The organism is Hymenobacter monticola, assembly GCF_022811645.1.
In the GTDB taxonomy this organism is placed as follows: domain Bacteria; phylum Bacteroidota; class Bacteroidia; order Cytophagales; family Hymenobacteraceae; genus Hymenobacter; species Hymenobacter monticola.
The window spans coordinates 420,313-445,476 of the sequence record NZ_CP094534.1 but is presented as its reverse complement, the minus strand read 5'-3'; the positions used below and the strand labels follow the sequence as shown (position 1 = coordinate 445,476).

17 protein-coding genes and 1 pseudogene are annotated in these 25,164 nt (G+C 61.9%); 13 read left to right on the top strand and 5 right to left on the bottom strand.

From position 1 onward, the window contains the following. Positions 1-19: 19 nt before the first annotated feature. From MTP16_RS01995 to MTP16_RS01980, 4 genes and pseudogenes are all read right to left on the bottom strand, one after another. On the bottom strand, positions 20-1,162 hold the full coding sequence (locus tag MTP16_RS01995) for a Wadjet anti-phage system protein JetD domain-containing protein (RefSeq protein WP_243515530.1): 1,143 nt from the start codon (positions 1,160-1,162) through the stop codon (positions 20-22). After that, a complete protein-coding gene (locus tag MTP16_RS01990; protein ID WP_243515529.1) occupies positions 1,155-4,571 on the bottom strand; it encodes an ATP-binding protein in 3,417 nt (1,138 codons plus the stop codon). The genes MTP16_RS01995 and MTP16_RS01990 overlap by 8 nt, the downstream gene beginning before the upstream one ends. Next, positions 4,555-5,142 carry a DUF4194 domain-containing protein gene (locus MTP16_RS01985; RefSeq protein ID WP_243515527.1) on the bottom strand — a complete coding sequence of 196 codons (588 nt, stop codon included), beginning with the start codon at positions 5,140-5,142 and terminating at the stop codon, positions 4,555-4,557. The genes MTP16_RS01990 and MTP16_RS01985 overlap by 17 nt, the downstream gene beginning before the upstream one ends. A gap of 12 nt (positions 5,143-5,154) precedes the next feature. After that, a pseudogene (locus MTP16_RS01980) lies at positions 5,155-6,621 on the bottom strand (DUF3375 family protein). Positions 6,622-6,763: 142 nt separating this feature from the next. Here MTP16_RS01980 and MTP16_RS01975 point away from each other — a divergent pair. From MTP16_RS01975 to secA, 8 genes are all read left to right on the top strand, one after another. Next, positions 6,764-8,602: a peptidoglycan D,D-transpeptidase FtsI family protein gene (locus MTP16_RS01975; protein ID WP_243515525.1), complete on the top strand. Its 1,839-nt coding sequence runs from the start codon at positions 6,764-6,766 to the stop codon at positions 8,600-8,602. 71 nt (positions 8,603-8,673) lie between these two features. Beyond that, positions 8,674-9,477, top strand: a complete 804-nt coding sequence (dapF, locus tag MTP16_RS01970; protein ID WP_243515522.1) for a diaminopimelate epimerase — start codon at positions 8,674-8,676, stop codon at positions 9,475-9,477. Between the two features lie 67 nt (positions 9,478-9,544). Beyond that, positions 9,545-10,045 (top strand): GNAT family N-acetyltransferase, encoded by a 501-nt coding sequence (locus MTP16_RS01965; protein ID WP_243515520.1) that lies wholly within the window; start codon positions 9,545-9,547, stop codon positions 10,043-10,045. A gap of 194 nt (positions 10,046-10,239) precedes the next feature. Next, the gene (locus MTP16_RS01960; RefSeq protein WP_243515517.1) at positions 10,240-11,541 is read left to right on the top strand and encodes a glycosyltransferase family 1 protein; all 1,302 of its coding nucleotides are present in this window, start codon (positions 10,240-10,242) and stop codon (positions 11,539-11,541) included. A gap of 65 nt (positions 11,542-11,606) precedes the next feature. Further along, entirely contained in the window at positions 11,607-12,785 is a 1,179-nt protein-coding gene (gene glf, locus MTP16_RS01955) for a UDP-galactopyranose mutase (protein ID WP_317244087.1), read from the top strand. 129 nt (positions 12,786-12,914) lie between these two features. Then, complete coding sequence (locus MTP16_RS01950; RefSeq protein WP_243515513.1) at positions 12,915-14,297, top strand: family 1 glycosylhydrolase; 1,383 nt, start codon at positions 12,915-12,917, stop codon at positions 14,295-14,297. Beyond that, on the top strand, positions 14,287-15,183 hold the full coding sequence (locus tag MTP16_RS01945; protein ID WP_243515510.1) for an SDR family oxidoreductase: 897 nt from the start codon (positions 14,287-14,289) through the stop codon (positions 15,181-15,183). The genes MTP16_RS01950 and MTP16_RS01945 overlap by 11 nt, the downstream gene beginning before the upstream one ends. Positions 15,184-15,351: 168 nt before the next feature. Beyond that, a complete protein-coding gene (gene secA, locus MTP16_RS01940) occupies positions 15,352-18,753 on the top strand; it encodes a preprotein translocase subunit SecA (RefSeq protein WP_243515507.1) in 3,402 nt (1,133 codons plus the stop codon). 639 nt (positions 18,754-19,392) lie between these two features. On the opposite strand, the gene MTP16_RS01935 is transcribed toward secA, so the two are convergent. After that, complete coding sequence (locus MTP16_RS01935) at positions 19,393-19,950, bottom strand: hypothetical protein (RefSeq protein ID WP_243515504.1); 558 nt, start codon at positions 19,948-19,950, stop codon at positions 19,393-19,395. Positions 19,951-20,314: 364 nt separating this feature from the next. Here MTP16_RS01935 and MTP16_RS01930 point away from each other — a divergent pair, with 364 nt between their 5' ends. The 5 genes from MTP16_RS01930 (at position 20,315) to MTP16_RS01910 (ending at position 25,110) form a co-directional block, all read left to right on the top strand. Then, positions 20,315-20,602, top strand: coding sequence for a T9SS type A sorting domain-containing protein (locus MTP16_RS01930; protein ID WP_243515501.1), 288 nt, complete (start codon positions 20,315-20,317; stop codon positions 20,600-20,602). A 121-nt stretch (positions 20,603-20,723) separates the two neighbouring features. After that, positions 20,724-22,442 carry a T9SS type A sorting domain-containing protein gene (locus tag MTP16_RS01925; protein ID WP_243515498.1) on the top strand — a complete coding sequence of 573 codons (1,719 nt, stop codon included), beginning with the start codon at positions 20,724-20,726 and terminating at the stop codon, positions 22,440-22,442. A 33-nt stretch (positions 22,443-22,475) separates the two neighbouring features. Continuing rightward, positions 22,476-23,144: a deoxyribose-phosphate aldolase gene (gene deoC, locus MTP16_RS01920; protein WP_243515497.1), complete on the top strand. Its 669-nt coding sequence runs from the start codon at positions 22,476-22,478 to the stop codon at positions 23,142-23,144. Further along, positions 23,125-23,694 carry a sporulation protein gene (locus MTP16_RS01915; RefSeq protein WP_243515495.1) on the top strand — a complete coding sequence of 190 codons (570 nt, stop codon included), beginning with the start codon at positions 23,125-23,127 and terminating at the stop codon, positions 23,692-23,694. The genes deoC and MTP16_RS01915 overlap by 20 nt, the downstream gene beginning before the upstream one ends. 222 nt (positions 23,695-23,916) lie before the next feature. After that, positions 23,917-25,110: a M20 metallopeptidase family protein gene (locus MTP16_RS01910; RefSeq protein WP_243515492.1), complete on the top strand. Its 1,194-nt coding sequence runs from the start codon at positions 23,917-23,919 to the stop codon at positions 25,108-25,110. The last annotated feature ends 54 nt before the right edge of the window (positions 25,111-25,164 follow it).

The following is a 25,164-nucleotide window of genomic DNA, read 5'->3' as shown; positions in this document are numbered from 1 at the left end:
AGGGGCGGGGCGGGCGCTGCTAACGGCCGCCCGACACCGTGGCCTGCACGGCGGCGGCCACGTAGCGTGGCGGCAGCTGCTCCTGCTCCAAGCGGGCGTTGGTTTGCAGCAGGGTTTGGTACAGCTGCTGCTCGGCACTGGTCAGGTTGGGGAGTATTTGGGGCATAAAATTGCCGCCCGTGCCGCCGCCGTGGTACCGCGCAAACGTGCCCACATCCATCAGCAGCGACTGCGCGGCCGGGAAATGCGTCCGCAGTTGCGCCAGAATCTGGAAACCGTGCACGTCAAGGTCGCCCCAGTAAAAAAGCGGCTTGTCGCGCAGCCAGTCGGCCCCGGCCAGCAGGCTCACCGCAAAGCCGCCGCCCCAAACGGCCAGCGCCTCCGCCACCGGCGGAAAAGCCAGAAAAGAAGTCAGGTTTTCGATGATGTACACCCGGCGCACGGGCAGATTAAGCTGTCGGAACTCGCTGGCCCACACGCTGCACTGCGACACGGCCGGGTGCAGCCGCCGCGCCGCGTCCAAAAAGCGCACCTTGATGCCGGGCTCTTCCAGCAAGAGGTGAAATCGCCGGAAAAAGTCGGTTTCCTCGGCTCGCACGAAGTTGGGAATCAGCCAGTCGAGCAGCGGGCGTAGGGCGACTTGGTGCTGCTCCACAAACTTGGTGGGCAGCGGCAGTTCCAGGCTGCGCACGTACTCATTGGGCTGCGGGTTTGCCTGGAAATAAGCGCACACCGTGAGCAAGCCGGGCCAGTCAGCGAGGTTATCCAGCAGCAGGCGCGGCGTTTGTTGGAGCAGCGGCAGCAGCTCAGGCACCTCGCTGGCGGTGCGGCGGGCATTGGCTTCAAGCAGGTCGAACTCCGTTTGCTTATCGATGAAACCCAGAAAATCGGCCCGCGTCTCAAATTCAATACGGCTGACTTCGCTCTGCCCGGTCTTGCGGTTGGGCTTGGTGGATAGCCAATAGCCGGAACCCGTGCGGTTTTTAGAGTGCTCGACTAGTTCTTTTAGTTGCTCATAGATATGAGCGCCGCCTTGTGTACGGTCCAGCGCCTTGCTGGCCCGGATTGGCAGCGGGAATATGTTTTCGCCCTCCAGGTGCGCCCGCAGCACGGCCATGTACTGCCGCATGGCTTTGGCGCGCAACTCGGGCAGACTAATCATGGCTGGCTTCGGCCGTGAGCAAGGCTTCCTTCTCGGCCTGATACACGCGAATGGGAATGTCGCGTACCACCGAGCGGCGCTTGTCCTGCTTGGCTTTGGTCACCCAATGAATCACGCGCACGTCTTTTTCGAGCAAATGCAGCGAGGTCAGCGGCGTCACCACCATCAGCTGCAGGCCCAGGCTGGCGCAGAGCTTGAGCAGGTAGGCCGACTTGTCCTCGTCTAGCTTGCTGAAGGCTTCGTCAATCACGATAAACCGGAACGAGCGGTGCCCGCCCGATTCGCGGTTGATGCCGAACTGGTAGGCAATGGCTGCCCCCAGCACCGTGTAGGCCAGCTGCGCCCCTTCGCCGCCCGACAGGCTACCCGAACTTTCGTACACTTGCTTCGATGTGTCGTCGTGTCGGTATTTTTCGCGGGCTTTGAAGCGTGACCAGTTGCGCACATCGGTGACGTACTGCCGCCACTTTTCCTGGTCGCGCAGCTCCAGAATGAAGGGCTGAATGACCTCGGCAAAGTGAGCCAGCTCGATTTCGCGCTGGTTGCTGGCCAGCCCGTGCACGGTGTAGTCGGGCTGCCAGCTGCGCAGCTGCTCATGCCGAAACTTATGAATCAGCGGCTCGGTCGAGTCGGTTTGCTCCAGCTGGATGTAGGTGTCGGGGTTGAGGTTGAACGGGATGCCGCGCAACGACTCGTTTATCTGCCCGATGGTCTCGCAAATGAGGTCGTGCTGCTGCTCCAGTGAGGTCACGAAGTCGCTGAGGGCCTTGGTCACGCCCCGCTTGAACTCGTCGTGAAAGCGGGTTTCCAGCTCGGCTAGGTTGTCGTTTTTGATGTGCTCGTAGCGGTCCACGTACTCGGCCAGTCGCTCAATCTCGGGGCGCAGTTCCCGGTTGTCGCTTTCCCAGTCGGTAAACTTGGCCGTGACGGCCGGGCCGGGGTGCAGAAAGCGGTACATCGCCTCGCAAATCTCCTTGGCCCGCGCCCGCACCTGCTCGTCCTGCCGGAACACGCGCCGGCCCATGTCCTGCCCAAACGCTTCTTTCTGGGCCGCAAACTGCGCGTAGCTGAGGCGGCCGCGCAACTCCCGCGTCGGTTCGTCCAGGCTGGCGAGGTCGGCCGCCGTGTTGGCCGAGTCGAAGCTGTCCAGTTGTTGCCGGGCCGCTTGTCGCTCATCCCGAAGTCTTTTCAGCAAGTCTTCCGTGCGTGTAATCCGCTGGTTGGTTGCCTTGATTTCATCGGCCTGCTTTTGCAGCTCCGTTTTCAGCGTCCGCAGCTGTTCCTGCATGGTTTTCAGGGCGGTGCTGTCGTTTTCCAGCGCATCGCGGCGGTCGGTCAGCGCCTGAATCTGGAATGCGTCGGCCTGCCAGTCGATTTTGGAGAAATGCTCGGCCAGCAGGAAGTTGGCGCACGCTTTTTCGCGGTCCTCGGCCTGCGCAATTTCCTTGCTCAGGCGGCGCAGGCCGGCTTCGGCTTTGGCAATGGCCTCGCTCAGGTCGCGGGCCTGGCGGGTACGCTCGCGCAGCAGCTCGCGGTTGTCCCAGCCTAGAATGTGGTCTTGGCGGCGGCTGTCGTCGCGCTCGTGGCGGTTTTTGTTGCGCACCAAGCCCGAAGGTAGCAGTGCCTTATCGGCCCGCTCAAAGTTGGCCGCGTCCTCGGTACAAAGGTGGTCGAAGCGGCTGGCAATGTGGTGCTCGGCCCAGGCGGCATACTCGCTTTTGTCATTAAGATCAAGCTTGCCCCACACCGAGTCATCATTTTGAAAAACAGTAGGCGGCGCCCGGCGCTCCACGCGGTGAAACACCACCTTGCCGCGCAGGTCGCGCTGCTCGTGCACGTAGGCCCGCACCGCCGAATACAGCCGCTCGGGCACCAGCAAGCTCAGGCCGGTGCTGTGCAGCAGCTTCTCCAGGGCGTCGTTCCACACCTTGCGCTCATCGGGTTTCACCTGCACCACCTCGGCCAGAAACGGTATTTCAGCCTCCGTGGCGCCCACGGCTTCCAATATCTCCTGCCGGATTTCGGCCGGCCGACGCGTGATTTTGCCCTTGCTGCTTTCCAGCTGGTCCACCTCGGCCTGCACCTCGGTGTGCCGTTTCTGCTGCTCCTTTAGGTGGGCGTAGTCGTCCAGCTTTTGCTGCTCCAGGTCCTGCCGGGTCTGGCGCACTTCCCGTTGCAGGGCCAGCGCCTGCTCCACGTTGGCAGCGAAGGTGCCCGCGTCGGGGTTCTCAACCAGGCCCAGCCCGCGGGCCAGCGTGTTATAGCCGCGCAGGCTCTTTTCCTTCTCGTTTTTTGTTTTGGTCAGGTCGCTGATGTCGCGGCTCAAGTCGCGGATTTGCTGCGCCACTTGGTTGTTGGCCACCTGCACTTCCAGGGCCACGCGCTGCTCATTGGTGGCATCGTGACCTTTTTCCTGCTGTCCCAGCTGGTCGATGAGCTGGTCCAACTCCCGGTGCTGGCGCGCGGTTTCGTCGTCCCACAGCGCCACCTGATGGCCGGCAAACCACGGCTCCAGCAGCCGCTGCTGCGCCTTCAGCTGCTGCAATGTCTGCCGCAGTTGCTCGTACTCAGCGCTCAGCTCGTGCACGGGCTGGAGCAGCTGGAGCTGAGCGCGGGCTTTTTCGAGGGCACAGTAGGCCGTGAGCAAGGTCTGGTAGTTGCCGAGCAGCTTGTCAAATTCGGCCTGCGCGGTGCTCTCTTCCAGCATGTTGGTGCGAATGAACTCGTCCAGGTCGCCCAGCACCTTCATGCCCACGGTTTGGTTGAACAGGGTCTGCGCCTTGTCGCTGCGCATCCCAAACAGCTGCCGGAATTTGTCGGCGTAGCGCGGAAAGCTGTCGAATTCTTCCACCACGCGGTCTGGGAACTTCTTTTTCAGCTGGCTCACCCATTGCCCGCTGGTGCTGAACTGAATGTGTTCAGCGATGTTAAGCTCGGCCTTGGCCACCAGGTAGCGGCGCTGCAGGCCCGCGCTGCTGAACCAGCGCACCTGCACCAGCGTCACGGGCAGGCTTTGGGCGTTGGCAAACACGCCCAGAATGATGGAATACGGGTTGTCGCTGCGCTTGCGCAGCTGCTCCACCCGCGACTTCTGCTGCTCATCGCCCTGCGTGCGGCCGTAGTGGCCCTCCACGTACGATTCCTCGCTGCGGTCGGTCCGTTTCTGCGCCCCCGACGATTGGTTGAAAAACCGCTTCGTGGGCGGTACCAGCAAGGCCAGCAGCCCATCCACGAGGGTGGTTTTGCCCGAGCCGTTGGCGCCCGTCAGCAGCGTGTTTTCCCCATCGGGCTTCAGCTCCCAGATGTCGTTCTGCGTGCTGCCCTCGTGAAACGTGCCCCAGTTGAACGCCTGCAGGCGGCGGAGGCGGTAGCCCGCCGGCCCGGTCAGCTCATCAAACAGATTCAGCATGGCGGAGCAGCTTTTCTTTAAATTCTTCGAGTTTCTCCAGGCTGATTTTGGCCTTGAGCAGGGCTTTAACCTCGTATTTCGTCTGGTCGGGCTGGTTGTCGTCGCGCTGATGCAGCTTCAGCAGGCCGTGCAGCTCCAGCTTTTCCACCACGGCGTCCAGCTTACCGAGCCAGGCCTTGCGGTTGGTAGGCTGATTGAAAAAAAGCTCCACCCGCTCCCGGATTTCGGCGCGGGTGGCAAACAGCCGGCGGGTGGTGGTTTGGGCGCTGGCTTCGTGCTCCTCCAGCCACTCGCGCAGCACCACACACAGCAAGCTTTGCTCGTAGCTGAGGCCCACCCGGCGCAGCAGGCGCCGGGGCGGGGCCGGGTCGTCCTCGGCGGGCTCGGGCTGCGTGAGGCGGGCGTAGCCCTCGGCGCGGTTCAAGTCCAGGCTCACGCCAATCTGTTCGAAGTAATCCCGCACAGGCACTTCATAGTCCTGTAACTGCTGCCAGTACTGCGGGTCGTCGTCGGAGTAAAGCGCGTGCGTTTGCAGCAGCTTGATGAGCAGCGAGGCGTAAGGTTTGGGCATAAAGTAGAAAGGCTAGCGGCAGAAAATGATTTCGGGAAACTCGCAGGCCCGCCCCGGCCCGAGCACGAAAACCTCGGTGCGCTGGTCGTTGAGCAGGTGCTTGTCGGAGGCGGCGGCAATGCTGCCGTAGGTCATCAGCTCGGCCAGGCCGTGTTGCAGGGCGTGGGCGTCCACCACCTGGCGCAGGCTCACTTGCGGCCGGGCGCGCAGCAACTGGTCGATGTTGGCCAACAGCACCGCCTTCTCCACCACGCGCGGCCCCAGCAGCGGCACAAAATCGGCTTCTTCCTGCCGCGCCACCGCCAGTGGCCGGGCCACGATGCCGCTTTCGCGCTCCTCCAGCGCCACAAGCTCCCGCAGCTCACTGGCCTGGTAATCAGCCCTCCCGTCGATTTCCAGAAACACGGCGTCTTCGGGTGGGGCTTCCATGGCGTCAAACGCCAGCTGGCGAATGTCCCGAATGAGGGCCAGCGAGCGGCGGCGTTCACGCAGGTTTTTCTCCGAAACTATTTTCTCCAGCTTGCGGGCTAAGGCGTGAAACGACTCGTTCACCTTCTGCCCCTCGCCATGCAGGTAAAACCGGATTTTGCGCAGAAAGCCGTCGCCATTGGCCAGCCCGCGCGCCTGCAACAGCTCAAATACCTGCTTCACCAACTGGTCGAGCTCGGCTTTCTGGCGCGGGTTGGTGAGGTGCTGGTAAAAGGCCTAGAAGCTGCGGCCCTGGGGGGTGTCGCGCAGGGCATCGAGCGCATCGAGAGCCAAGCTAAGCAAGCTGCCCTTGGTGTGCCCGGCGGCCGACTGCTGCTGGTAAATTCGTTGCGTAATTTCCCGGAAATTGCCCTCCACCTCCCGGAAATCGCGCAGCAGCCCGCGCGCCAGCCCGCTCACGTTCTGGTAACGCTCCGTGATTTGCACGTCGTCGTAGGTTACCACGGTTTTACTCAGCTTCAGCTCCCGAATTTGCTTTTCGAGGTTGCTTTTCTGATTTTCCAACTCCGCCAGTTTATTGCGCCAGTCGTCGTCGGAGTTTTGCACCAGCTCGCGCAGCTTGTGCATAATGTCCAGAAACCGGGATTCGGTGCCCACGTGAGCCGGCTTGTCGAGCAGCGAATGCACCCAGTCGAGCACGCTTTCCAGTTCGGGCGTGAGAGTGTGCTGGTCGGTGCCGTGCTCGTCGGTGTAGAGGGTGAGGTAGCCGTGGCGCACCCATTTCTTCAGCAGCTGCGCGGCTTGTTCGTCGTAGGGGAGGCCCAGCGTGGTCAGGTCGCCCTCCTCGGCGTCGCCGGCTTGCTCGGTTTCTAAAAACTCAGCCAAGTCCCGGGCCAGCTCCTCGCTCGCCAGCACCGGCGAGTAGTTGCCAGCCTTGAAGCTCTGTTGTAGGAAGCATAGCACCAGCGGCGCGTTCTGGCTCCGCAGCAAACGCACGGCTGCAGAAGGCCGTTCGGGGCTGAAGAGCTTGCGGTAGTCGACGTAAGGCATGGTAGAAGAGAAAGGAGGGCTAAATATATAAGCTTAACCAGAAATAATTACTTATCCTTTTTGCAGATGTATTCAAGCGGTGTGCCTGCCAGTTGATCGAAGAGCGCGCGCCTACCTACTTCTGATTCCCTAGCTTTACCCGATGCAAAAAGCTCTTCCCTGGAAAACCTTGCTCCTGGTTTTGGCGCTGCTGCTCAATGCCTGTTCCTCACCGGGGCAGGAGGCAGGGGCACCGCCGCCCGTGCAGGATTCCACGTTCGGGCCGCTCACGCCGCGCCGCCTTGCCTCTACCGAGCCGCTGCGCCGCGGCCGCGTGCTCGACCGCAATGACTCGGTGCTCATCGCCACGCGGCCCGTGTACGTGCTCACGCTGCCCCAGCGCCCGCCCCTCGATTCGCTCAAGCTCAGCAGCCTGCTCGGCTGGCGCGACAGCCTGCTCTGGCGCCGCATCGAAGCCGCCCTGCCCTACGAAGGCGCCCGCCCCAAAGGCGGCGTGAAGCTGCTGCTGACCAACGCCGAGGCCCAAAAAATTCAGGACAACCAAAAAGACTGGCCCATGCTGAAGCTGGAGCAGCGCACCCTGCGCAGCTACACCACCAGCACGGGCGCGCCGGTGCTGGGCTACGCCTACAGCAACGCCCAGTCCTTCCTGAGCCTGATTCAGCGCTACCGCCGCGGCCGGTTCTACCGCGTGCGCAACGGTGGCGTCGAAACCTACTACAACGGCCTCCTCAACGGCCACCGCGGCTACGCCCACCCACTCGTCGACACGCTGGGCCAGCCCCACGGCACCTGGGCCACCGACACGGCTTTCCAGCAGGGGCAGGACATTCATTTGACCATTGATGCCAACTTGCAGGCCTACGCCGAAAAGCTGCTGGCGGGCCGCAAGGGCTACCTCGTGGCCCTCGACCCGCGCACCGGCGAAGTGCTGGCGGCTGTGTCGGCCCCCACCTTCGCGCCCGGCGTCCTCACCGCGCCCGACCGCGCCGGCACGCGCAACAAGCTGCTCTACAACGAAGACATGCCCTTGCTCAACCGCTCGGCCACGTTGGCCAACCCGCCCGGCTCGGTGTTCAAGCTGGTGAACGCAGCCGTGGCCCTGCAGCTCGGGGCCATCCAGCCCACCACCGGGTTCCGCTGCGACCAGTCGCTCATCAACTGCGTGCACCACCACCCGGTGCCCCGCAACCTGACCCTGGCCCTGCAATACAGCTGCAACCCTTATTTCTACCAGGTGATGCGCAAGCTCATCGAGCACGTGCCCGATAGCCTGGTGGCCGACACCACCACCGCCCGCCACCGCAACCTGGCCGCCTGGCAGCGCTACGCCAAGTCCTTCGGCCTCGACACGCTGCTGGGCGTCGATTTGCCCCGCGAGCAGGCCGGCTTCCTGCCCACGCCGGCCTTCTACGACAAGGCCCGGCGCACCCGCTACTGGAAGTTTCGCTCCATCTACTCGCTAAGCGTAGGGCAGGGCGAAATCAACCTCACCGGCCTGCAAATGGCCAATATGATGGCCATCATCGCCAACCGGGGCTGGTACTACACGCCGCATTTTGTGCGCAGCGTGGGCAGTAGCGGCCCGCTGCCGCGCTTTCTCGAAAAGCACCACACCCTCATCGACAGTGCCAACTTCGAAGCCTTGGTGCCCGGCATGATGGCCGTGATGCAGCGCGGCGGCACCGCCGCCACCTCCAACCTGGCCGATGTGGGCATCACCATTGCCGGCAAAACCGGCACCGTGCAAAACGACGAGGGCGACGACCATGCCACCTTCGTCGCCTTCGCGCCCGCCAACAACCCCAAAATTGCCATTGCCGTGTACCTCGAAAACGCCGGTTTCGGGGCCACGGAAGCCGCTCCGGTCGCGGCCCTGGTCATCGAAAAGCACCTGCGCGGCAGCATCGCCCCCAAGCGCAAGCACTGGGAGCGCCGCATGAAATACCGGGGTTTGGCGTATGAGCGGGAGCACCGGTAGGACACCACAGGCAAACAGGACAACCAAAAGCCTGTGGGAGCGCGCTAATTTTGCAGGCTTAAAATCAACAAATGCACTTCCACAAATACCAGGGCACCGGCAACGACTTCGTCATGATTGACGACCGCGCACGCACCTTCGACGAAACCAACCAGCCCCTCATTGCCCGCCTCTGCGACCGCCGCTTTGGTATTGGCGCCGACGGGCTGATTCTGCTGCGCAACAAGCCGGATTTCGATTTTGAAATGGTGTACTTCAACGCCGATGGCCGGCCCAGCTCCATGTGCGGCAACGGCGGCCGCTGCACCGTGGCTTTCGCGAAATTTCTCGGCCTCATCGGCGACCAAGCCCACTTCCTGGCCGTGGATGGCCCCCACGATGCCCGCATCGAGGCCGACGGCACCGTGCGCCTCCGAATGATTGACGTGAACCCCGCCATCGAAGCCGAGGTAGGGGAGGAGGGTGACGTATTCCTGCACACCGGTTCGCCCCACCACGTCCACTTCCTCGACCCCGAAGAAGGCCACAAGCTGGCTGAGTTCGACGTGTACAGCGCCGGCCACGACATCCGCTACGACCAGGCCTACGACCCCGCCGGCACCAACGTCAACTTCGTGGAAGTGCCCGCCGACCCCGCCCACGCCTGGCCCGTGCGCACCTACGAGCGCGGCGTCGAAAACGAAACCCTGAGCTGCGGCACCGGCGTCACGGCCGTGGCGCTGGCCGCTTCTCAGCGCGGCGCGGCATCGCCCGTGCGCCTGCAAACCATGGGCGGTGAGCTGGAAGTGTCTTTTGACCACCGGGCCGATGGCGGCTTCACCAACGTGTGGCTAAGTGGTCCGGCCAAGCGGGTGTTCAGCGGCGAAGTGGAATAAAGAATTCAGGGCGTCATACTGAGTAGCTGCTCAATATGACGTTTTTGCTAAATAGTTATTATAAACAATGACTTGTCTCCGCGCACTTGAGCCAGATGACCTTGACTTTCTCTATGAATTGGAGAATGACCGGGACATTTGGGGCGTGTCGGATACCTTGGCGCCGGTGTCGCGGCACGCCTTGCGTGAGTATTTGGCTCATGCATCTGCGGATTTCTACGTAGTGCGGCAGCTGCGGCAGGTGGTTAATACTGAAATTAATGGGCTACCGGTGGGCGTGGTCGACCTTTTCGACTACGACCCGCTACACCAAAGGGCCGGTGTGGGCATCACCATTCTGGCCAGCGAGCGGCGGCGTGGCTACGCTCAACAGGCGCTCGAACTGTTGAAAAAACATGCGCGTGAGGTGCTGCGCTTGCACCAGATTTATGCTACGGTAGAGCATACTAATGGCGCAAGTATGAGGCTGTTCCAAGCAGCAGGTTTTCGACAGGTGGGCACCCGGCAAGAGTGGTTGCGCACCCCCGGCGGGTGGGCCGACGCGGTGGAATGGCAGTGTTTGTTGTAGCGCAATGAACATCGGAATAGGGCTGCGCGTATGTAAAATGAAGATTTGATGAGTAGTAGTGTTGGCTGAGCCGAACTCCGGGCAGCTATATCCTTTTACCGGGGGCCACGTATAAGAAGGCAAGCACCCCGGACGGGTTTTCCCTGCACTATTCCGGCACGGCGCGAAACTCCTTTTCTTCCTGCTACACTTTCATGCCACCTTCTTCGACGGTGGAAACGCCTTTGCGCGCTTCTGCCAACGCTGCCCGGCCCAGCGACTCAGCCGCCGAAACCCCTACTGCTTACACCCTGCCCGATTTGGTTTGCTTCGCACACCTGCATTGGGATTTTGTTTGGCAACGCCCGCAGCATCTGCTCTCGCGTTTTGCCCAGCACGGCCGGGTTTTTTACGTCGAAGATGCTTTTTACCACAACGACGACCTGATTGAGCCGCACGTTGAAATCAAAAACCGCGACAACGGCGTGAAGGTGGTGGTGGTGCATTTGCCCCAACGCCTCCGCGCCGACGAAACCGCCGCCGACCAAGCCCAATTTGAAGTTCTAAGCCACTATTTTAACGAACAAGGCGTTACAAACTACATTTTCTGGTACTACACGCCGATGGCCCTCGGCAAGTCGCGCCAGTTCACGCCCAAGCTCACCGTGTACGATTGCATGGACGAGTTGGCAGCCTTCAAGTTTGCCCCGCCCGAGCTGAAAAAGCGCGAGCTGGAACTCTTCACCAAAGCCGACCTGGTATTCACCGGCGGCCACACCCTCTACGAGTCGAAGCGCGAGCAGCACCCCGACGCGCACCCCTTCCCCAGCAGCATCGACAAGGCCCACTTCGGTCAGGCCCGCGGCCCGCTGGCCGAGCCTGCCGACCAGGCCGGCATTGCGCACCCGCGCATCGGCTTCTTCGGCGTGGTAGATGAGCGGCTCGACATAGAGTTGCTGCGCCAACTGTCACAGGCGCACCCGGAGTGGCAATTTGTCATCATCGGGCCGGTAGTCAAGATTGACCCCGCCACGCTACCGCGCACGGCCAATGTGCATTACCTCGGCGGTAAGGACTACAAGGAACTGCCTTCCTATTTAAAAGGTTGGGATGTGGCAACGCTGCTCTTCGCCGACAACGAAAGCACTAAGTTCATTTCGCCCACCAAGACCCCCGAGTACCTCGCCGCCGGCAACCCCGTGGTGAGCACGCCCATCCGCGACGTGGTGCGGCCCTACGGCGACCTGAACCTCGTTCAAATTGCCGACAACGCGGCCGATTTCGGCAAGGCCATCGAAAAGGCCCTCACCCAGCGCGAAGATGCCGACTGGCGGAAGCGCACCGACGACTACCTGGCCACCATCTCCTGGGACCAGACCTGGCAACAAATGGTGGACCTGATGCAGGACCGCCTCGCCGCCAAAAAAGACGACGCCTCCACCACCGTCGGAACCAGCCAGCCGCTGGTTGCCACCAAAGTATCGGAGGTCGAGCTGCCCCCGGTCACGCCCGCTTAGCAAGCCCCTCCCGTATACATCCCTTCAAATAATTCCTTCCTTACCACATTCCATACCCCTGCACTATGTTCGACTACCTCATCGTTGGGGCCGGTTTTGCCGGCAGTGTGCTTGCCGAACGGCTGGCCACCCGCAGCAACAAAAAAGTCCTCGTGATTGACAAGCGCAGCCACATTGCTGGCAACGCTTACGACCATTACAACGAGGACGGCATTCTGGTGCATAAGTATGGTCCGCACATCTTTCACACCAATTCGAAGGACGTATTTGATTACCTGGGCAATTTCACCGACTGGCGTCCTTACGAGCACCGTGTGCTCGCTTCGGTCGACGGCCAGCACGTGCCGATGCCCATCAACCTCGATACCATCAACAAGCTCTACGGCCTGAACCTGACCAGCTTTGAAGTGGAAGAATTCTTCGCTTCGGTGGCCGAGGCGGTGCCGGTCATCAAAACGTCGGAAGACGTGGTGGTGAGCAAAGTCGGCCGCGAGCTGTACAACAAGTTCTTCAAGAACTACACCAACAAGCAGTGGGGCCTCGACCCCTCGCAGCTGGATAAGTCGGTGACCTCGCGCGTGCCTACCCGCACCAACCGCGACGACCGGTATTTCACTGACACCTACCAGGCCATGCCCCTGCACGGCTACACCCGGATGTTTGAGAACATGCTCAACCACCCGAACATCAAGGTGATGCTGAACACCGACTACCACGAGGTAATCGACTTCATTCCCTTCAAGGAAATGATTTTCACCGGCCCGGTGGATGAGTATTTCGACTACAAGTTCGGCAAGCTGCCCTACCGCTCGCTCGAGTTCAAGCACGAGACGCTGAACAAGGAGAAGCACCTGGCCGCGCCTGTGGTGAACTACCCCAACGAGCACCCCTACACCCGCATCACGGAGTTCAAAGCCCTTACCGGCCAGGACCACCCCAAGACGGCCATCGTGTACGAGTACCCGCAAGCCGAAGGCGACCCGTACTACCCCATTCCAATGCCGGAAAACGCCGAGCTGTACAACAAGTACAAGAAGCTGGCCGATGAGACGCCGAATGTGCACTTCGTGGGCCGCCTCGCTACCTACAAGTACTACAACATGGACCAGGTAGTGGCCCAGGCCCTGACGCTTTACAAAAAGCTGACAGAGAAAGAAGACGCCGCCAAGCCCGTTCGTCCGGCCATCTCGGGCAGCACTGCTTTGGTTGAGAAGCTGGTAAGCCGCTCGCCGAAACAGGAATAGAAACCAAGAATTCCGCCTTTCCAAGCCCAAGCTGCCACCCCGCGCATCTGCGTTGGGGTGGCAGTTTGATTTAAGCCCGAACCAAGCTGAACGCTATTTCGAGCCATTGTTCTACCTATTCCCATTGCTATGAATCGACTTGAACTATGGGGCGGCGTCGAGTGCAGCCACTGCCGCGTGGGCGACACCTACTCGGACCAACTCAGCCGCAGCGGCCATTGGGACCGGGTGTCGGACCTCGACGCCCTGGCCGACCTCGGCCTGAAAACCCTGCGCTACCCCGTGCTGTGGGAGCACACCTGCCCCGACAACCCCGACGCCTGCGACTGGAGTTGGGCCGATGCCCGCCTGCCGCGCTTGCGTGAGCTGGGCATCAACCCTATTATTGGCCTGGTGCACCACGGCAGCGGCCCCCGCCACACGGCTTTGCACGAAGACAGCTTTGCTCCGGGCCTGGCCCTGCACGCGGCCAATGTGGCCCGGCGCTACCCCTGGCTCACGCACTTCACGCCCGTGAACGAGCCGCTGACCACGGCCCGCTTCAGCGCCCTCTACGGCCACTGGTACCCACATACCACCGACGACCGCACCTTCGTGCGCGCCCTGCTCAACCAACTCGATGCTACCCGGCAGGCTATGGCGGCCATCCGCGAAATCATTCCGCACGCCCAACTGGTGCAAACCGAGGACTTGGCCCAGGTGCACAGCACGCCTGCCATGCGCTACCAGGCCAATTTCGAAAACCACCGCCGCTGGTTGAGCTTCGACATTCTGTGCGGCCGCGTCAATCCCTCACATTTTTTCTGGCATTACCTGCGCCAGCACGGCGCCACCGAAGCCGAGCTGCAAAGCTGGCTCGACAACCCCTGCCCGCCCGATGTGCTGGGCCTGAACCACTACCTCACGAGCGAGCGGTTTCTGGACGAGGCCGTCGACAACTACTGGCCTTGCCACGTGGCCGACAATGGCAGGCAGCGCTATTCCGACATCGAGGCCGTGCGGGTGGGCCGCGTGTCGCTGGCCGGCGTGACCAGCCTGCTGCTCCAAGCCTGGCAGCGCTACAACATCCCGGTTTCCATCACCGAGGCCCACCTCAACTGCACGCGCGAGGAGCAGGTGCGCTGGCTGCACTACGTGTGGGAATCGGCCCAGGAGGCCCGCGAGCAAGGGGCCGATGTGCGCGCCGTCACGGTTTGGTCGCTGTTTGGCGCCTTCGACTGGAACAGCCTGCTCACCCGCAACGTCGGGCATTACGAAACCGGCGTTTTCGACGTGCGCAGCGGGCAGTTGCGCCCCACGCTGCTGGCCAAGCTGGTGCGCAGCCTGGCGCACGGCCAGCCGTTCGGGCATCCGGTGCTGCAAAGCATGGGCTGGTGGCAACGCCCCGGCCGCGTGCATTTCCAGTCCAGCACCGCGCCCGCTAAATCCATCGAGCCACAGCCTCACAGCCGGGTTAAAACGCTGAAAGACGTGCGGCCTCTCACCAAAGAAAAACTGCGTTATGCGGCCTGATTTCGTTCCTGAGCATGTTCCTGAAGAAAATATCCGGCCCCTGCTGATTGCGGGGGCCAACGGCACGCTGGGCCGGGCCTTCGGCCGCATATGCCACACCCGCGGCTTGGTTACGGTGGCGCTGGGCCGCGACGAGCTGGACATCATCAGCCCGGTTTCGGTGGAGAAAGCCCTCGACACCATTCGGCCCTGGGCCGTGGTGAATGCAGCCGGCTACGTGCGCGTTGATGAGGCCGAAAGTGACGCGGGGCAGTGCTTTAGCGAGAATGCAACTGGCCCCTCGGTACTTGCCACAGCCTGTGCCGCACGCGGCTTGCCTTTCCTCACGTTTTCGTCGGATTTGGTGTTCGATGGGCAGCAGGAGGGACCCTACACCGAGTCCTCCAAGCCCAACCCGCTGAATGTGTACGGCCGCAGCAAGCTGGCTGCCGAGCAGCGCGTGCTGGCCGTGCACCCGCAGGCGCTGGTGGTGCGCACCAGTGCCTTTTTCAGCGGCTGGGATGCTTTCAACTTCGTGCATTTCGCCCTGGAAGCGGCCCGCGACAAGCAACGCTTCGAAGCAGCCGATGATGTGCGCATCTCGCCCACCTACGTGCCCGATTTGGTGAATACGTCCCTGGACCTGCTTCTGGATGAAGCCAGCGGCATCTGGCACGTTACCAACGATGGCGCCTGCACGTGGGCCGAATTAGCCCGAATGGCCGCCGAGCGGGCCGGCTTCTCGACTGATTTCGTGGTGCCGCGGCCCATGGCTGCGTTTGGCCTGTCTGCGACCCGGCCGCTGCAAAGCATGCTACGGAGCGAGAAGGGAATGGTGCTGCCGTCGCTGGAAGACGCGCTGAGCCGCTGTATTCGGGAAATAGGGCATCACCGTGTACTAGTGTAGCGTGGACTCTGCGAGTCCGCGCTCGGGCGAACGTTCTGCCATGCGCGGACTCGCAGAGTCCGCGCTACATCATGCCAGCATGGCACAATTTCCTTTTTGGGACGGTTTTAGCGGAAGCCTCCGTAAATTTGGGGTGCGCTCCGGCGCTATTCGCTAAAATACTACCTGATGTTTGACTTCCTAGGCAAGACCGTCGCCAAAATATTCGGCTCCAAAGCAGAGCGTGACTTGAAAGAAATCACGCCTTACGTGGCGTTGATTAATGCCGAATATGCCAAACTGGCCGGCCTCACCGACGACCAGCTCCGCGAGCAGACCGACGCCGTGCGCGCCCGCATTGCCGAGCGCCTCGCCGGCCTCGATGGGCAGATTGGCGGCCTGCACCAGCAAATCGACAGCCAGCCCCAACTCGATGTGGCCTCCAAAGAAGCCATCTTCGAGCAGATTGACGCGCTGGAAAAACAGCGCAACAAAGACCTCGAAGCCGTGCTGCTGGAGGTGCTGCCGCAGGCTTTCGCCATCGTGAAGGACACGGCCCGCCGCTACAAGGAAAACGGCCAACTGGTGGTGACGGCCAACGCCCACGACCGCGAATACGCCGCCACGCACCCTAACTGCCAGATTGTGGGCGACCAGGCCATCTGGGCCAACAAATGGACGGCTGCCGGCGCCGAAATCACCTGGGACATGGTGCACTACGACGTGCAGCTGATTGGTGGTGTGGTGCTGCACCAGGGCAAAATTGCCGAAATGGCCACGGGTGAGGGCAAGACGCTGGTTTCGACGCTGCCGTCGTTCCTCAACGCGCTGTCGAAGCGCGGCGTGCACCTCGTTACCGTCAACGACTACCTGGCCAAGCGCGACTCGGAATGGAACGCGCCGCTTTTCGAGTTCCACGGCATTACCGTGGACTGCATCGATAAGCACCAACCCAACACGCCGGAGCGCCGCAACGCTTACCAAGCCGACATCACCTACGGCACCAACAACGAATTCGGCTTCGACTACCTGCGCGACAACATGGCGCGCGACCCCGAGGAGCTGGTGCAGCGCAAGCACCACTACGCCATGGTGGACGAAGTGGACTCCGTGCTGATTGACGATGCGCGGACGCCGCTCATCATCTCGGGCCCGGTGCCGCGCGGCGACGTGCACGAGTTCTACCAGCTCAAGCCGCGCATTCAGCGCCTCGTGGATGAGCAGAAGAAGGTGGTGCAGAACTACCTGGTGCAGGCCCGTAAGCTCATCGCCGAAGGCAAAACCGGCGTGGAGGAAGGCGACAAAAACGGCGTGGGCGGCCTCATGCTGTTCCGCGCGCACCGCGGCCTGCCCAAGAGCAAGCCGCTCATTAAGTACCTGTCGGAGCCCGGTATCCGGGCGGTGCTGCAAGCCACCGAAAACCACTACCTGGCCGACAACTCGCGCCAGATGCCCAAGGCCGACGAGCCGCTGTTCTTCACCATTGATGAGAAGAACAACCAGATTGAGCTGACCGAAAAAGGCCTGGATTTGATTACGGCGCAGGGCGAAGACCCGCAGCTGTTTATCATGCCCGACATCGGCATGGCCATTGCCGACATCGAGAAAAACGCCGCCCTCTCGGCCGAGGAGAAGCTCCAGCAGAAAGACAAGCTGATGAGCGACTACAACGAGAAGAGCGAGCGGGTGCACACCGTGAACCAGCTGCTGAAGGCCTATACGCTCTTCGAGAAGGACGACCAGTACATCCTGACCGACGACGGCAAGGTGAAAATCGTGGACGAGCAAACCGGCCGCGTGATGGAAGGCCGCCGCTACTCCGACGGCCTGCACCAAGCCATCGAGGCCAAGGAAAACGTGCGTGTGGAAGACGCGACGCAGACCTACGCTACGGTGACGCTGCAGAACTACTTCCGCATGTACCACAAGCTGGGCGGCATGACCGGCACGGCTGAAACCGAGGCCGGCGAGTTCTGGGAAATCTACAAGCTCGACGTGGTGGTGATTCCGACCAACCGCGCCATCAGCCGCAAAGACTCCGATGACCAGGTGTACAAGACGGTGCGTGAGAAATACAACGCCGTGGCCCTGGAAATCCAGAAGCTGGTGGAAGCCGGCCGCCCGGTGCTGGTAGGTACGACTTCCGTAGAAATCTCTGAGTTGATGTCGCGCATGCTCAAGCTGCGCGGCATCCAGCACCAGGTGCTCAACGCCAAGCAGAACCAGCGCGAAGCCGAGATTGTGGCCGCCGCCGGCTACCCCGGCACCGTGACCATCGCCACCAACATGGCCGGCCGCGGCACCGACATCAAGCTGCGCGAAACCTCGCGCGAGGCGGGCGGCCTGGCCATCATCGGCACCGAGCGCCACGAAAGCCGCCGCGTCGACCGCCAGTTGCGGGGCCGCGCCGGCCGCCAGGGCGACCCGGGCACCTCGCAGTTCTTCGTGAGCCTGGAGGACAACCTGATGCGTCTGTTCGGCTCCGACCGGATTGCGAAGCTGATGGACCGCATGGGCATGGAAGAGGGCGAAGTGATTCAGCACTCGATGATTACCAACTCCATTGAGCGCGCCCAAAAGAAAGTGGAGGAAAACAACTTCGGCACGCGCAAGCGCCTGTTGGAGTACGATGACGTGATGAACGCCCAGCGCGAAGTGGTGTACAAGCGCCGCCGCAACGCCCTGCACGGCGACCGCATGGAAGTCGACATCCTCAACATGATTTACGACGTGAGTGAGGACATCGCCAGCGGCCACAAAATCACGGGCGACTTCGAGGATTTCAAGCTCAACGTCATCAAGGTGTTTGGCTACGACACCTTCCTGACGGCGCAGGACCTGAGCAGCCTGCAACTGCCGGCCCTTACCCAGAAGCTGTACGACGAAGCCCTGGGCTACTTCCAGAGCAAGAACGAGCACATCGCGGCCACCAACCTGCCGCTGGTGAACGACCTGCTGAGCAACGGCTCGCCCTACGAGAACATTGCCGTGCCCTTCACCGACGGCAAGAAGCAGGTGCAGGCCATTGCCAACCTGCGCCGCGCCCAGGCCACCGGCGGCCACGACATTCTGCGCCAGATGGAGAAAGTGGTGGTGCTGAGCGTGATTGACACGGCCTGGACCCAGCACCTGCGCCAGATGGACGACCTGAAGCAGGTGGTGCAAAACGCGGTGTACGAGCAGAAAGACCCGCTGCTGGTGTACAAGTTCGAGAGCTTCGAGCTATTTAAGCGCATGATTGCCAAGGTGAACGAGGAAACCACCACCTTCCTCTTCCACGCCGACGTGCCGGTGCAGCAAGGTGCCGTGGGCACCAACGAGGAGCAGGACTACTACCTCGAAGACGAGGAGCAGCAAACCAACTTCACCGTGGAGCACGAAAGCAACCTCGATTCGCTCGGCGCCGGCCCCGAAGACATGGGCCCGCAGGACCTGCCCGCCGAAAAGCAGGTGCCCGTGCGCAGCCAGAAAGTGGCCAACCGCAACGACAAGGTGAACGTGCAGTACATGGACGGCCGCGTGGTGCGCGACGTGAAGTACAAAGCCGTGGAGCAGGACGTGGAAAGCGGCCGCGCCGTGCTGGTGGATTAAGCGGACTTAATTGCTGAAAATGGGAACGCCCCGGCCGGTTGGTCGGGGCGTTTTTGTTTGAATTACTTTAAACATAACGAGTTGCTATATTTACCAGCAGTGCTATTCCACCACCTTGGTTTTTGTCTGACCTTTAATGAATTACCTTTTCACCCTATTGCTTTGGGCCTTATTGTTAATCGGGTCAAGCGCATTCGCACAAACGCCAAGTTGGCAATCTGCTGCGGCGAGTAGCCAAGCTGGCGGAAGTTATTCAGTCGCCAATGCCACAGCCGTCGATGCAAATGGAAACATATATATTCTGGGGACATTCACCGGTACCGTCAGTTTTGGCACCACAACGCTTGCATCTACTACCACCAGCATTTTCGTAACCAAATGGAGCACCAGCAGCAGTAGTTTTGTTTGGGCACAGCAGGCGGGTAGTGTCGGATATGACTACGCTAAAGCAATAGCGGTAAATGGAAATAACATATACATAACGGGGTATTTCACTGGGCCTGTCGCTACATTCGGTAGCATCACGCTGAATAATTACCTCGCTTATTCAGGCTCTGATATCTACGTGGCCAAATTAATCGATATGGGCATCACCAGCAGCTTCGTTTGGGTGCAGCAGGCAGGCGGCCGAGGGCTAGATTACGCCAATGGCATCGCCGTAAGCGGGAACAATGTGTACATAACTGGGCAGTTGCTTGGGGCTTCGGCCGCATTTGGCAGTATAACCGTGGTTCCGGTATCTAGTATTAAGTATAGTATGTACGTCGCTAAAATCGTCGATTCGGGAAACACCAGCAGCTTTGTGTGGACTAAAACGGCCGGTGGGAGCGCAACAGATTGCAATGCTTCTGGAATAGTGGCTAACGGAACCACCTTGTATATAATCGGTTTATTCGAAGGCGCTTCAACGTCATTTGATGCCATTGCATTGACCGGGCGGAGCATGTACGTCGCAAAATTGACCGACCAAGGCAACACCAGCGCTTTTACGTGGGTGGACGGCACAGCAGGTGCCGCTTCGGCAAATAGGGGGGGAGCTACGGCATATGCCTTGGCGGTGACTGGTTCGCAGGTATACGTAGCTGGAAGCTTCTCTGGTACCGTGACGTTTGGAAACAGCGTATTGGTAAATAGTAGCGGTATTACCGGTTCCGATGCATTCATCGCAAAGCTCACCGATGCGGGCAGCAGCAGCAACGGGTATACTTGGGCCCAGCGGGCGGGCGGCCCCACTTACGATGATGCCAACGCCATAACTGTGCAGGGAAACAACGTGTATGTATGTGGGAGTTTTTCTGGTGCAACCGCCTCTTTTGGAGCTATTAACTCGACAAGTGCGGGCTCGTTGGATGCCTACGTAGTCAAGCTCACGGATGCAGGCAATAGTAGTACCTATGATTGGGTAAAGCGGGCTGGCGGTGTGGACAGTGATATAGCATACGCCGTTGTCTTGAGCGGCAGTAAAGTGTATGTGGCCGGTTCGGCACGTGGAACAGCCAATTTTGATAACTTGACACTCAACGGCCCAGTCACTACACCACCGGGCACTCCATTTTGCTTTTTGGCATCTATTGCCGACCCCACCCTCACGGCCACCACGGCTGTTCTGCGCCCCGAGAGCATCGGTCTCTTCCCCAACCCCGCCCACGGCCGCGCCACCGTGCAGCTGCCGGCCGGCGCCGGCCCGGCCGCCCTCACCGTGCTCGACGCGCTGGGCCGCCCCGTGCGCACCCAAATAGCCACTGCCTCGAAAGCCGACCTCGACCTGACTGGCCTCGCGCCCGGCCTCTACGCCGTGCGGGTGCAAGCGGGCGGCACCACGGCCACCCGGCGGTTGGTAGTAGAGTAGGCAAGCCCCAAAGTTGGCACGTCTCGGCCGTTTGGTTGGGGCGTTCCAGGTTCCAGCGGCTCCGTGTAGCTTTGGCAATGCTGGCGCTGCTGCTCGCCTCTTTTTTTGCGTCCTGTTCCCGATGAAACATTGGTACTTGCTTCGATTCGTTATTGGTGTTTTGCTGGGCTTTGGAGCGCTGCCGTTAGCCGTACCGGCGGCACACGCTCAGGGCCCAACCTGGCAAACGGCGGTAGCCATCGGTCAGGCCCCGGGCAGCGACACGAGCGTGAGTGCTTCCGCCGTCGATGGAGATGGCAATGTGTTGATGGCCGGCTCCTTTACCGGCACGGCCGTTTTCGGAGCCACAACGCTAACCAGTGCGGGCAATACCGACGTGTTTGTGGCCAAATGGAGCCCGGCCACCGGTTCTTTCATTTGGGCGCAGCGGGCAGGTGGCGCAGCCGAAGACCGGGCCGTGGCATTGGCCGTGCAAGGCAATGCCATTTATCTGGCGGGGTATTTCAACAGTCTCAATGCGGGTTTTGGGTCCGTTGGGCTGGTGAATGTCAGCTCGGGCAATTCTGATGGCTTCGTGGTCAAACTCACCGATGCCGGCGCTACGGCTGCCTTCGGCTGGGCACAAGGTTTCGGCGGCGCCTACAGCGACGGGGCCTACGCGCTGGCGGCAAATGGCAACAACGTGTACCTGGCGGGCCAGTTCAACGGCGCGGCGCGCTTTGGCAGCACCGTGCTGACGACCGGCTCCGGCAGTAACGTGCTGCCCAATGGCTTCGTGGCCAAGCTCACCGACGCCGGGGCGTCCAGCTCATTTACTTGGGTGCGGCAAGTCTCCGGGGCTTCCCTCACCGACGCCCGGGCTTTGGTTGTCGATGGCCCGAGCGTGTACATCGCGGGTTATTTTAACGGGACGGCTGGTTTCGGCGCCAGCAGCCTGACCAGCGTGCAGTTTCACGACGGCTTTGTGGCCAAGCTCGCCGATGCGGGCGCTACTGCCAGTTTTGTCTGGGTTCAGCCGATAAGCGGCCCCGACCACCAGAACGCCACCGTACTTGTCACCAATGGCCGCGGTACGCTGTATGTGGCAGGCAACTACACCGGGCCCACCGATTTCGGCAACATTCAGTTGTTCACCCCGCCCATCACCAGCCGTCGTCACATATTTGTGGCAAAACTGCTTGATGCCGGACCTACGGGCCGGTTTGCCTGGGCCGTGGGTGGCGGTGGCAGCGGCGATGACGACCCAGCCGGCTTGGCCATCAGCGGTAACAGTGTGTATCTGGCCGGAACAATCGGTGGGATGGCCACCTTTGGCAGCACTGTGCTGAATACGCCCATGCGCACCGATGGCCTCATTGCCAAGCTCACAGACGCTGGCACCACGGCGAGCTTCGCCTGGGCCCAGCAGTTCGGGGGAGTAGGGTTCGATTTTGCCGGCCCCATAGTTGCGGCCGGCACCGGCCTGCTCTACTTAGGCGGCAGTTCCGAACTGCCGGCCAGCTTTGGCCCGCTACAATTGTCCGGCCCAGCGAACGGAAGCCTGGGTTTTTTGGCGACCCTCACCGATGCATCGCTGACTTCGGCGACAGTCATTGCACCTGCCAAGGCGGTTGTAAGCCTCTTTCCAAACCCCGCCCACGGCCGCGCCACCGTGCTGCTGCCCGTCGGCACCGGCCCGGCCACGCTCACCGTGCTCGACGCCCTGGGCCGTCCCGTGCGCATCCTTACAGTTACCGGTATCAAAGCTGAACTGGACCTGACGGGCCTCGCGCCCGGCCTCTACGCCGTGCAAGTGCAGGCCGGCGCGGCCACCGCAACCCGCCGCCTCGTGGTGGAGTAGGGGAGGGGCGGCCTTACCCGTTACCTTTGCCCCATGAACCTTGCCGCCCAAATCGACCACACCCTGCTGCGCCCCGACGCGACGGAGGCCCAGATACTCCAGCTCTGCGACGAGGCCGTGGCCCACGGCTTTGCCACCGTGTGCGTGCCGCCGTGCTACGTGGCCCTGGCCGCCGGCAAGCTGGCCGGCACGGCCGTGGGCATTTGCACAGTGATTGGGTTTCCGCTGGGCTATTCAGCTTCCAGCGTCAAGTTCAAGGAGGCCGAGGTAGCGCTCTATGATGGGGCCACGGAGCTGGACATGGTGCTGAACATCTCGGCCCTGAAATCGGGTCGCACGGCCGCCATTCAGGATGAAATCCTGGATTTGGCCGACCTCTGCCACGTGCACTCGGCCCTGCTCAAGGTCATCATCGAAACCGCCCTGCTCACCGAGGAGGAAATGGAACTAGCCGCCCGGCTCTGTGTGGCCGGCGAGGCTGATTTCGTGAAAACCTCCACCGGCTTTGCCAGCCGCGGGGCCTCCGTGGCCGACGTGGAGATGCTGCGCCGGGTGCTTCCCGAAACCATGCGCATCAAGGCCGCCGGCGGCATCCGCACCCGCGCGGCGGCCGAGGCCCTGGTAGCTGCCGGGGCCGACCGCATCGGCTCGTCCAACAGTGTGGCCCTCATTGCTGAAAATAATGACCCGACCGTTGCTTAAAGTGCTGCTTTTGCCCGCGCTGCTCTCGCTGGTAGCCTGCGCCAGCACAGCCCAGCAGGCCCCCCAGGCCAGCACCCCGCCCGACACCACCCGCAAGCCCGTGGCTACGGCAGCGGCACCCGCGCCCATGCCGGCCGAAGACGTGAGCAAGTACCGCCCGGTGTTTGCGGTGCCCAAGCCGGCCGCGGCCACCGCCGCGCCGGCCGCCCCCAAAACGGCCGTGCCGCCCACCGCCCACGTGAACCCACAGGTGGAACAGCGCCTGCGTGACCAGGCCTACACCAACCAGAATGTGAAGTATGCCCAGGGCTACCGCATCCTGGTGTACCTGGGCCTGGAACGCGACAAGGTGATGGCCATTCGGCGCACCATCATCGGCCGCTACCCCGACGAAACGGATTACATCGTGTTCAAGTCGCCGGTGTACCGCCTCTACATCGGCGACTACCTCACCAAGCTCGACGCCGCCCGCGGCCTGGCCCGCCTGCGCGGCCTCACCCCCAAGCTGGAGCTGGAGCCCACCCAGGTGCTGCTGAACAAGAACCCGTAGGGGAGAAGCAGAACGAAAACTCCCCTCCTTACCAACCGAAGGTCGGCGTAGCCAAGGAGGGGACGCGGCCGCAAAGCGGACGCTGGGGTGGTTGTGGGCGTTGAACGACCCGCCTGAACGACTCCCACACAAACCGTTCAACGCCCACAACCACCCCCGTTTCAGCTTTGCTGAAACATCCCCTCCTTGGTAAGGAGGGGAGTTTGACCGCTCAACCTCGCCATGTCCGACCTCATCCCCCGCATTCAAGCATTCGCCGCCCAGTACGCGGCCGACACCGTGGCCATCCGGCGCCACCTGCACGCCCACCCGGAGCTGTCGTTCGAGGAAACCAACACCGCTGCCTTCGTCGCGCAGGAGCTGCGGAAGCTGGGCCTCACGCCGCAGCCCATTGCCAACACCGGTGTGCTGGCCCTGATTGAAGGCCAGCCCGGCGGCCCCACCATTGCCCTGCGGGCCGACATGGACGCGCTGCCCATCACGGAGGCCAACGACGTGCCGTACAAATCGACCAACCCCGGCGTGATGCACGCCTGCGGCCACGACGTGCACACGGCCTCCCTGCTGGGCGCTGCCCGCATCCTCAACGAGTTAAAGGGGGAGTTTAAGGGCACTATCAAGCTGATGTTTCAGCCGGGCGAGGAGCGGCTGCCCGGCGGTGCTTCGCTGATGATACAAGAAGGCGTGCTCGAAAACCCAGCCGTGGGCCACGTGCTGGGCCAGCACGTGTTTCCGCACCTGCCGGCCGGGAAAATTGGCCTGCGCCCCGGCCGCTACATGGCCAGCACCGACGAGCTCTATCTCACCATCAAAGGCAAGGGCGGCCACGGCGCCATGCCCGAGATGAACCTCGACCCCGTGCTGGTAGCGGCCCACATCATCGTGGCCGCTCAGCAGATTGTCAGCCGCCGCGCCAACCCGAAGATTCCGTCGGTGCTCAGCTTCGGCAAGGTCATCGCCAACGGCGCCACCAACGTCATTCCCAACGAGGTGTACCTCGAAGGCACCTTCCGCACCCTCAACGAGGAGTGGCGCGCTGAAGCTCACCAGCACCTGCGCCAGCTTTGCGAGGGCCTGGCCGCGAGCATGGGCGCCGTGTGCGAACTCGAAATCCGGCACGGCTACCCCTACCTCGAAAACGAGCCCGCCCTCACGGCCCGTGTGCGCGCGGCCGCCGAGCAGTACCTGGGCCCCGAGAACGTGGTGGAGCTCGACCAGTGGATGGCCGCCGAAGACTTTGCCTACTTCTCGCAGGCCGCGCCAGCTTGCTTCTACCGGCTCGGCACCCGCCACGAAGACGGCCGCTTTGCCGCCTCGGTGCACACGCCCACCTTCGACATCGACGAGCAGGCCCTCGCCACTGGCCCGGGCCTCATGGCTTGGCTGGCCGTGCAGGAGCTGGCCGCTAACCAGTAAGAGTTGGTCGAACTGGCTTGAAAGAGGTAGAGACGCATATTTGCGTCTCGTCGT

Bases quoted from the DNA above. Each gene is read 5' to 3' on its own strand.
- MTP16_RS01995 (WP_243515530.1), bottom strand. From the start codon at position 1,162: ATGATTAGTCTGCCCGAGTTGCGCGCCAAAGCCATGCGGCAGTACATG.
- MTP16_RS01990 (WP_243515529.1), bottom strand. From the start codon at position 4,571: ATGCTGAATCTGTTTGATGAGCTGACCGGGCCGGCGGGCTACCGCCTC.
- MTP16_RS01985 (WP_243515527.1), bottom strand. From the start codon at position 5,142: ATGCCCAAACCTTACGCCTCGCTGCTCATCAAGCTGCTGCAAACGCAC.
- MTP16_RS01975 (WP_243515525.1), top strand. From the start codon at position 6,764: ATGCAAAAAGCTCTTCCCTGGAAAACCTTGCTCCTGGTTTTGGCGCTG.
- dapF (WP_243515522.1), top strand. From the start codon at position 8,674: ATGCACTTCCACAAATACCAGGGCACCGGCAACGACTTCGTCATGATT.
- MTP16_RS01965 (WP_243515520.1), top strand. From the start codon at position 9,545: ATGACTTGTCTCCGCGCACTTGAGCCAGATGACCTTGACTTTCTCTAT.
- MTP16_RS01960 (WP_243515517.1), top strand. From the start codon at position 10,240: ATGCCACCTTCTTCGACGGTGGAAACGCCTTTGCGCGCTTCTGCCAAC.
- glf (WP_317244087.1), top strand. From the start codon at position 11,607: ATGTTCGACTACCTCATCGTTGGGGCCGGTTTTGCCGGCAGTGTGCTT.
- MTP16_RS01950 (WP_243515513.1), top strand. From the start codon at position 12,915: ATGAATCGACTTGAACTATGGGGCGGCGTCGAGTGCAGCCACTGCCGC.
- MTP16_RS01945 (WP_243515510.1), top strand. From the start codon at position 14,287: ATGCGGCCTGATTTCGTTCCTGAGCATGTTCCTGAAGAAAATATCCGG.
- secA (WP_243515507.1), top strand. From the start codon at position 15,352: ATGTTTGACTTCCTAGGCAAGACCGTCGCCAAAATATTCGGCTCCAAA.
- MTP16_RS01925 (WP_243515498.1), top strand. From the start codon at position 20,724: ATGAAACATTGGTACTTGCTTCGATTCGTTATTGGTGTTTTGCTGGGC.
- deoC (WP_243515497.1), top strand. From the start codon at position 22,476: ATGAACCTTGCCGCCCAAATCGACCACACCCTGCTGCGCCCCGACGCG.
- MTP16_RS01915 (WP_243515495.1), top strand. From the start codon at position 23,125: ATGACCCGACCGTTGCTTAAAGTGCTGCTTTTGCCCGCGCTGCTCTCG.
- MTP16_RS01910 (WP_243515492.1), top strand. From the start codon at position 23,917: ATGTCCGACCTCATCCCCCGCATTCAAGCATTCGCCGCCCAGTACGCG.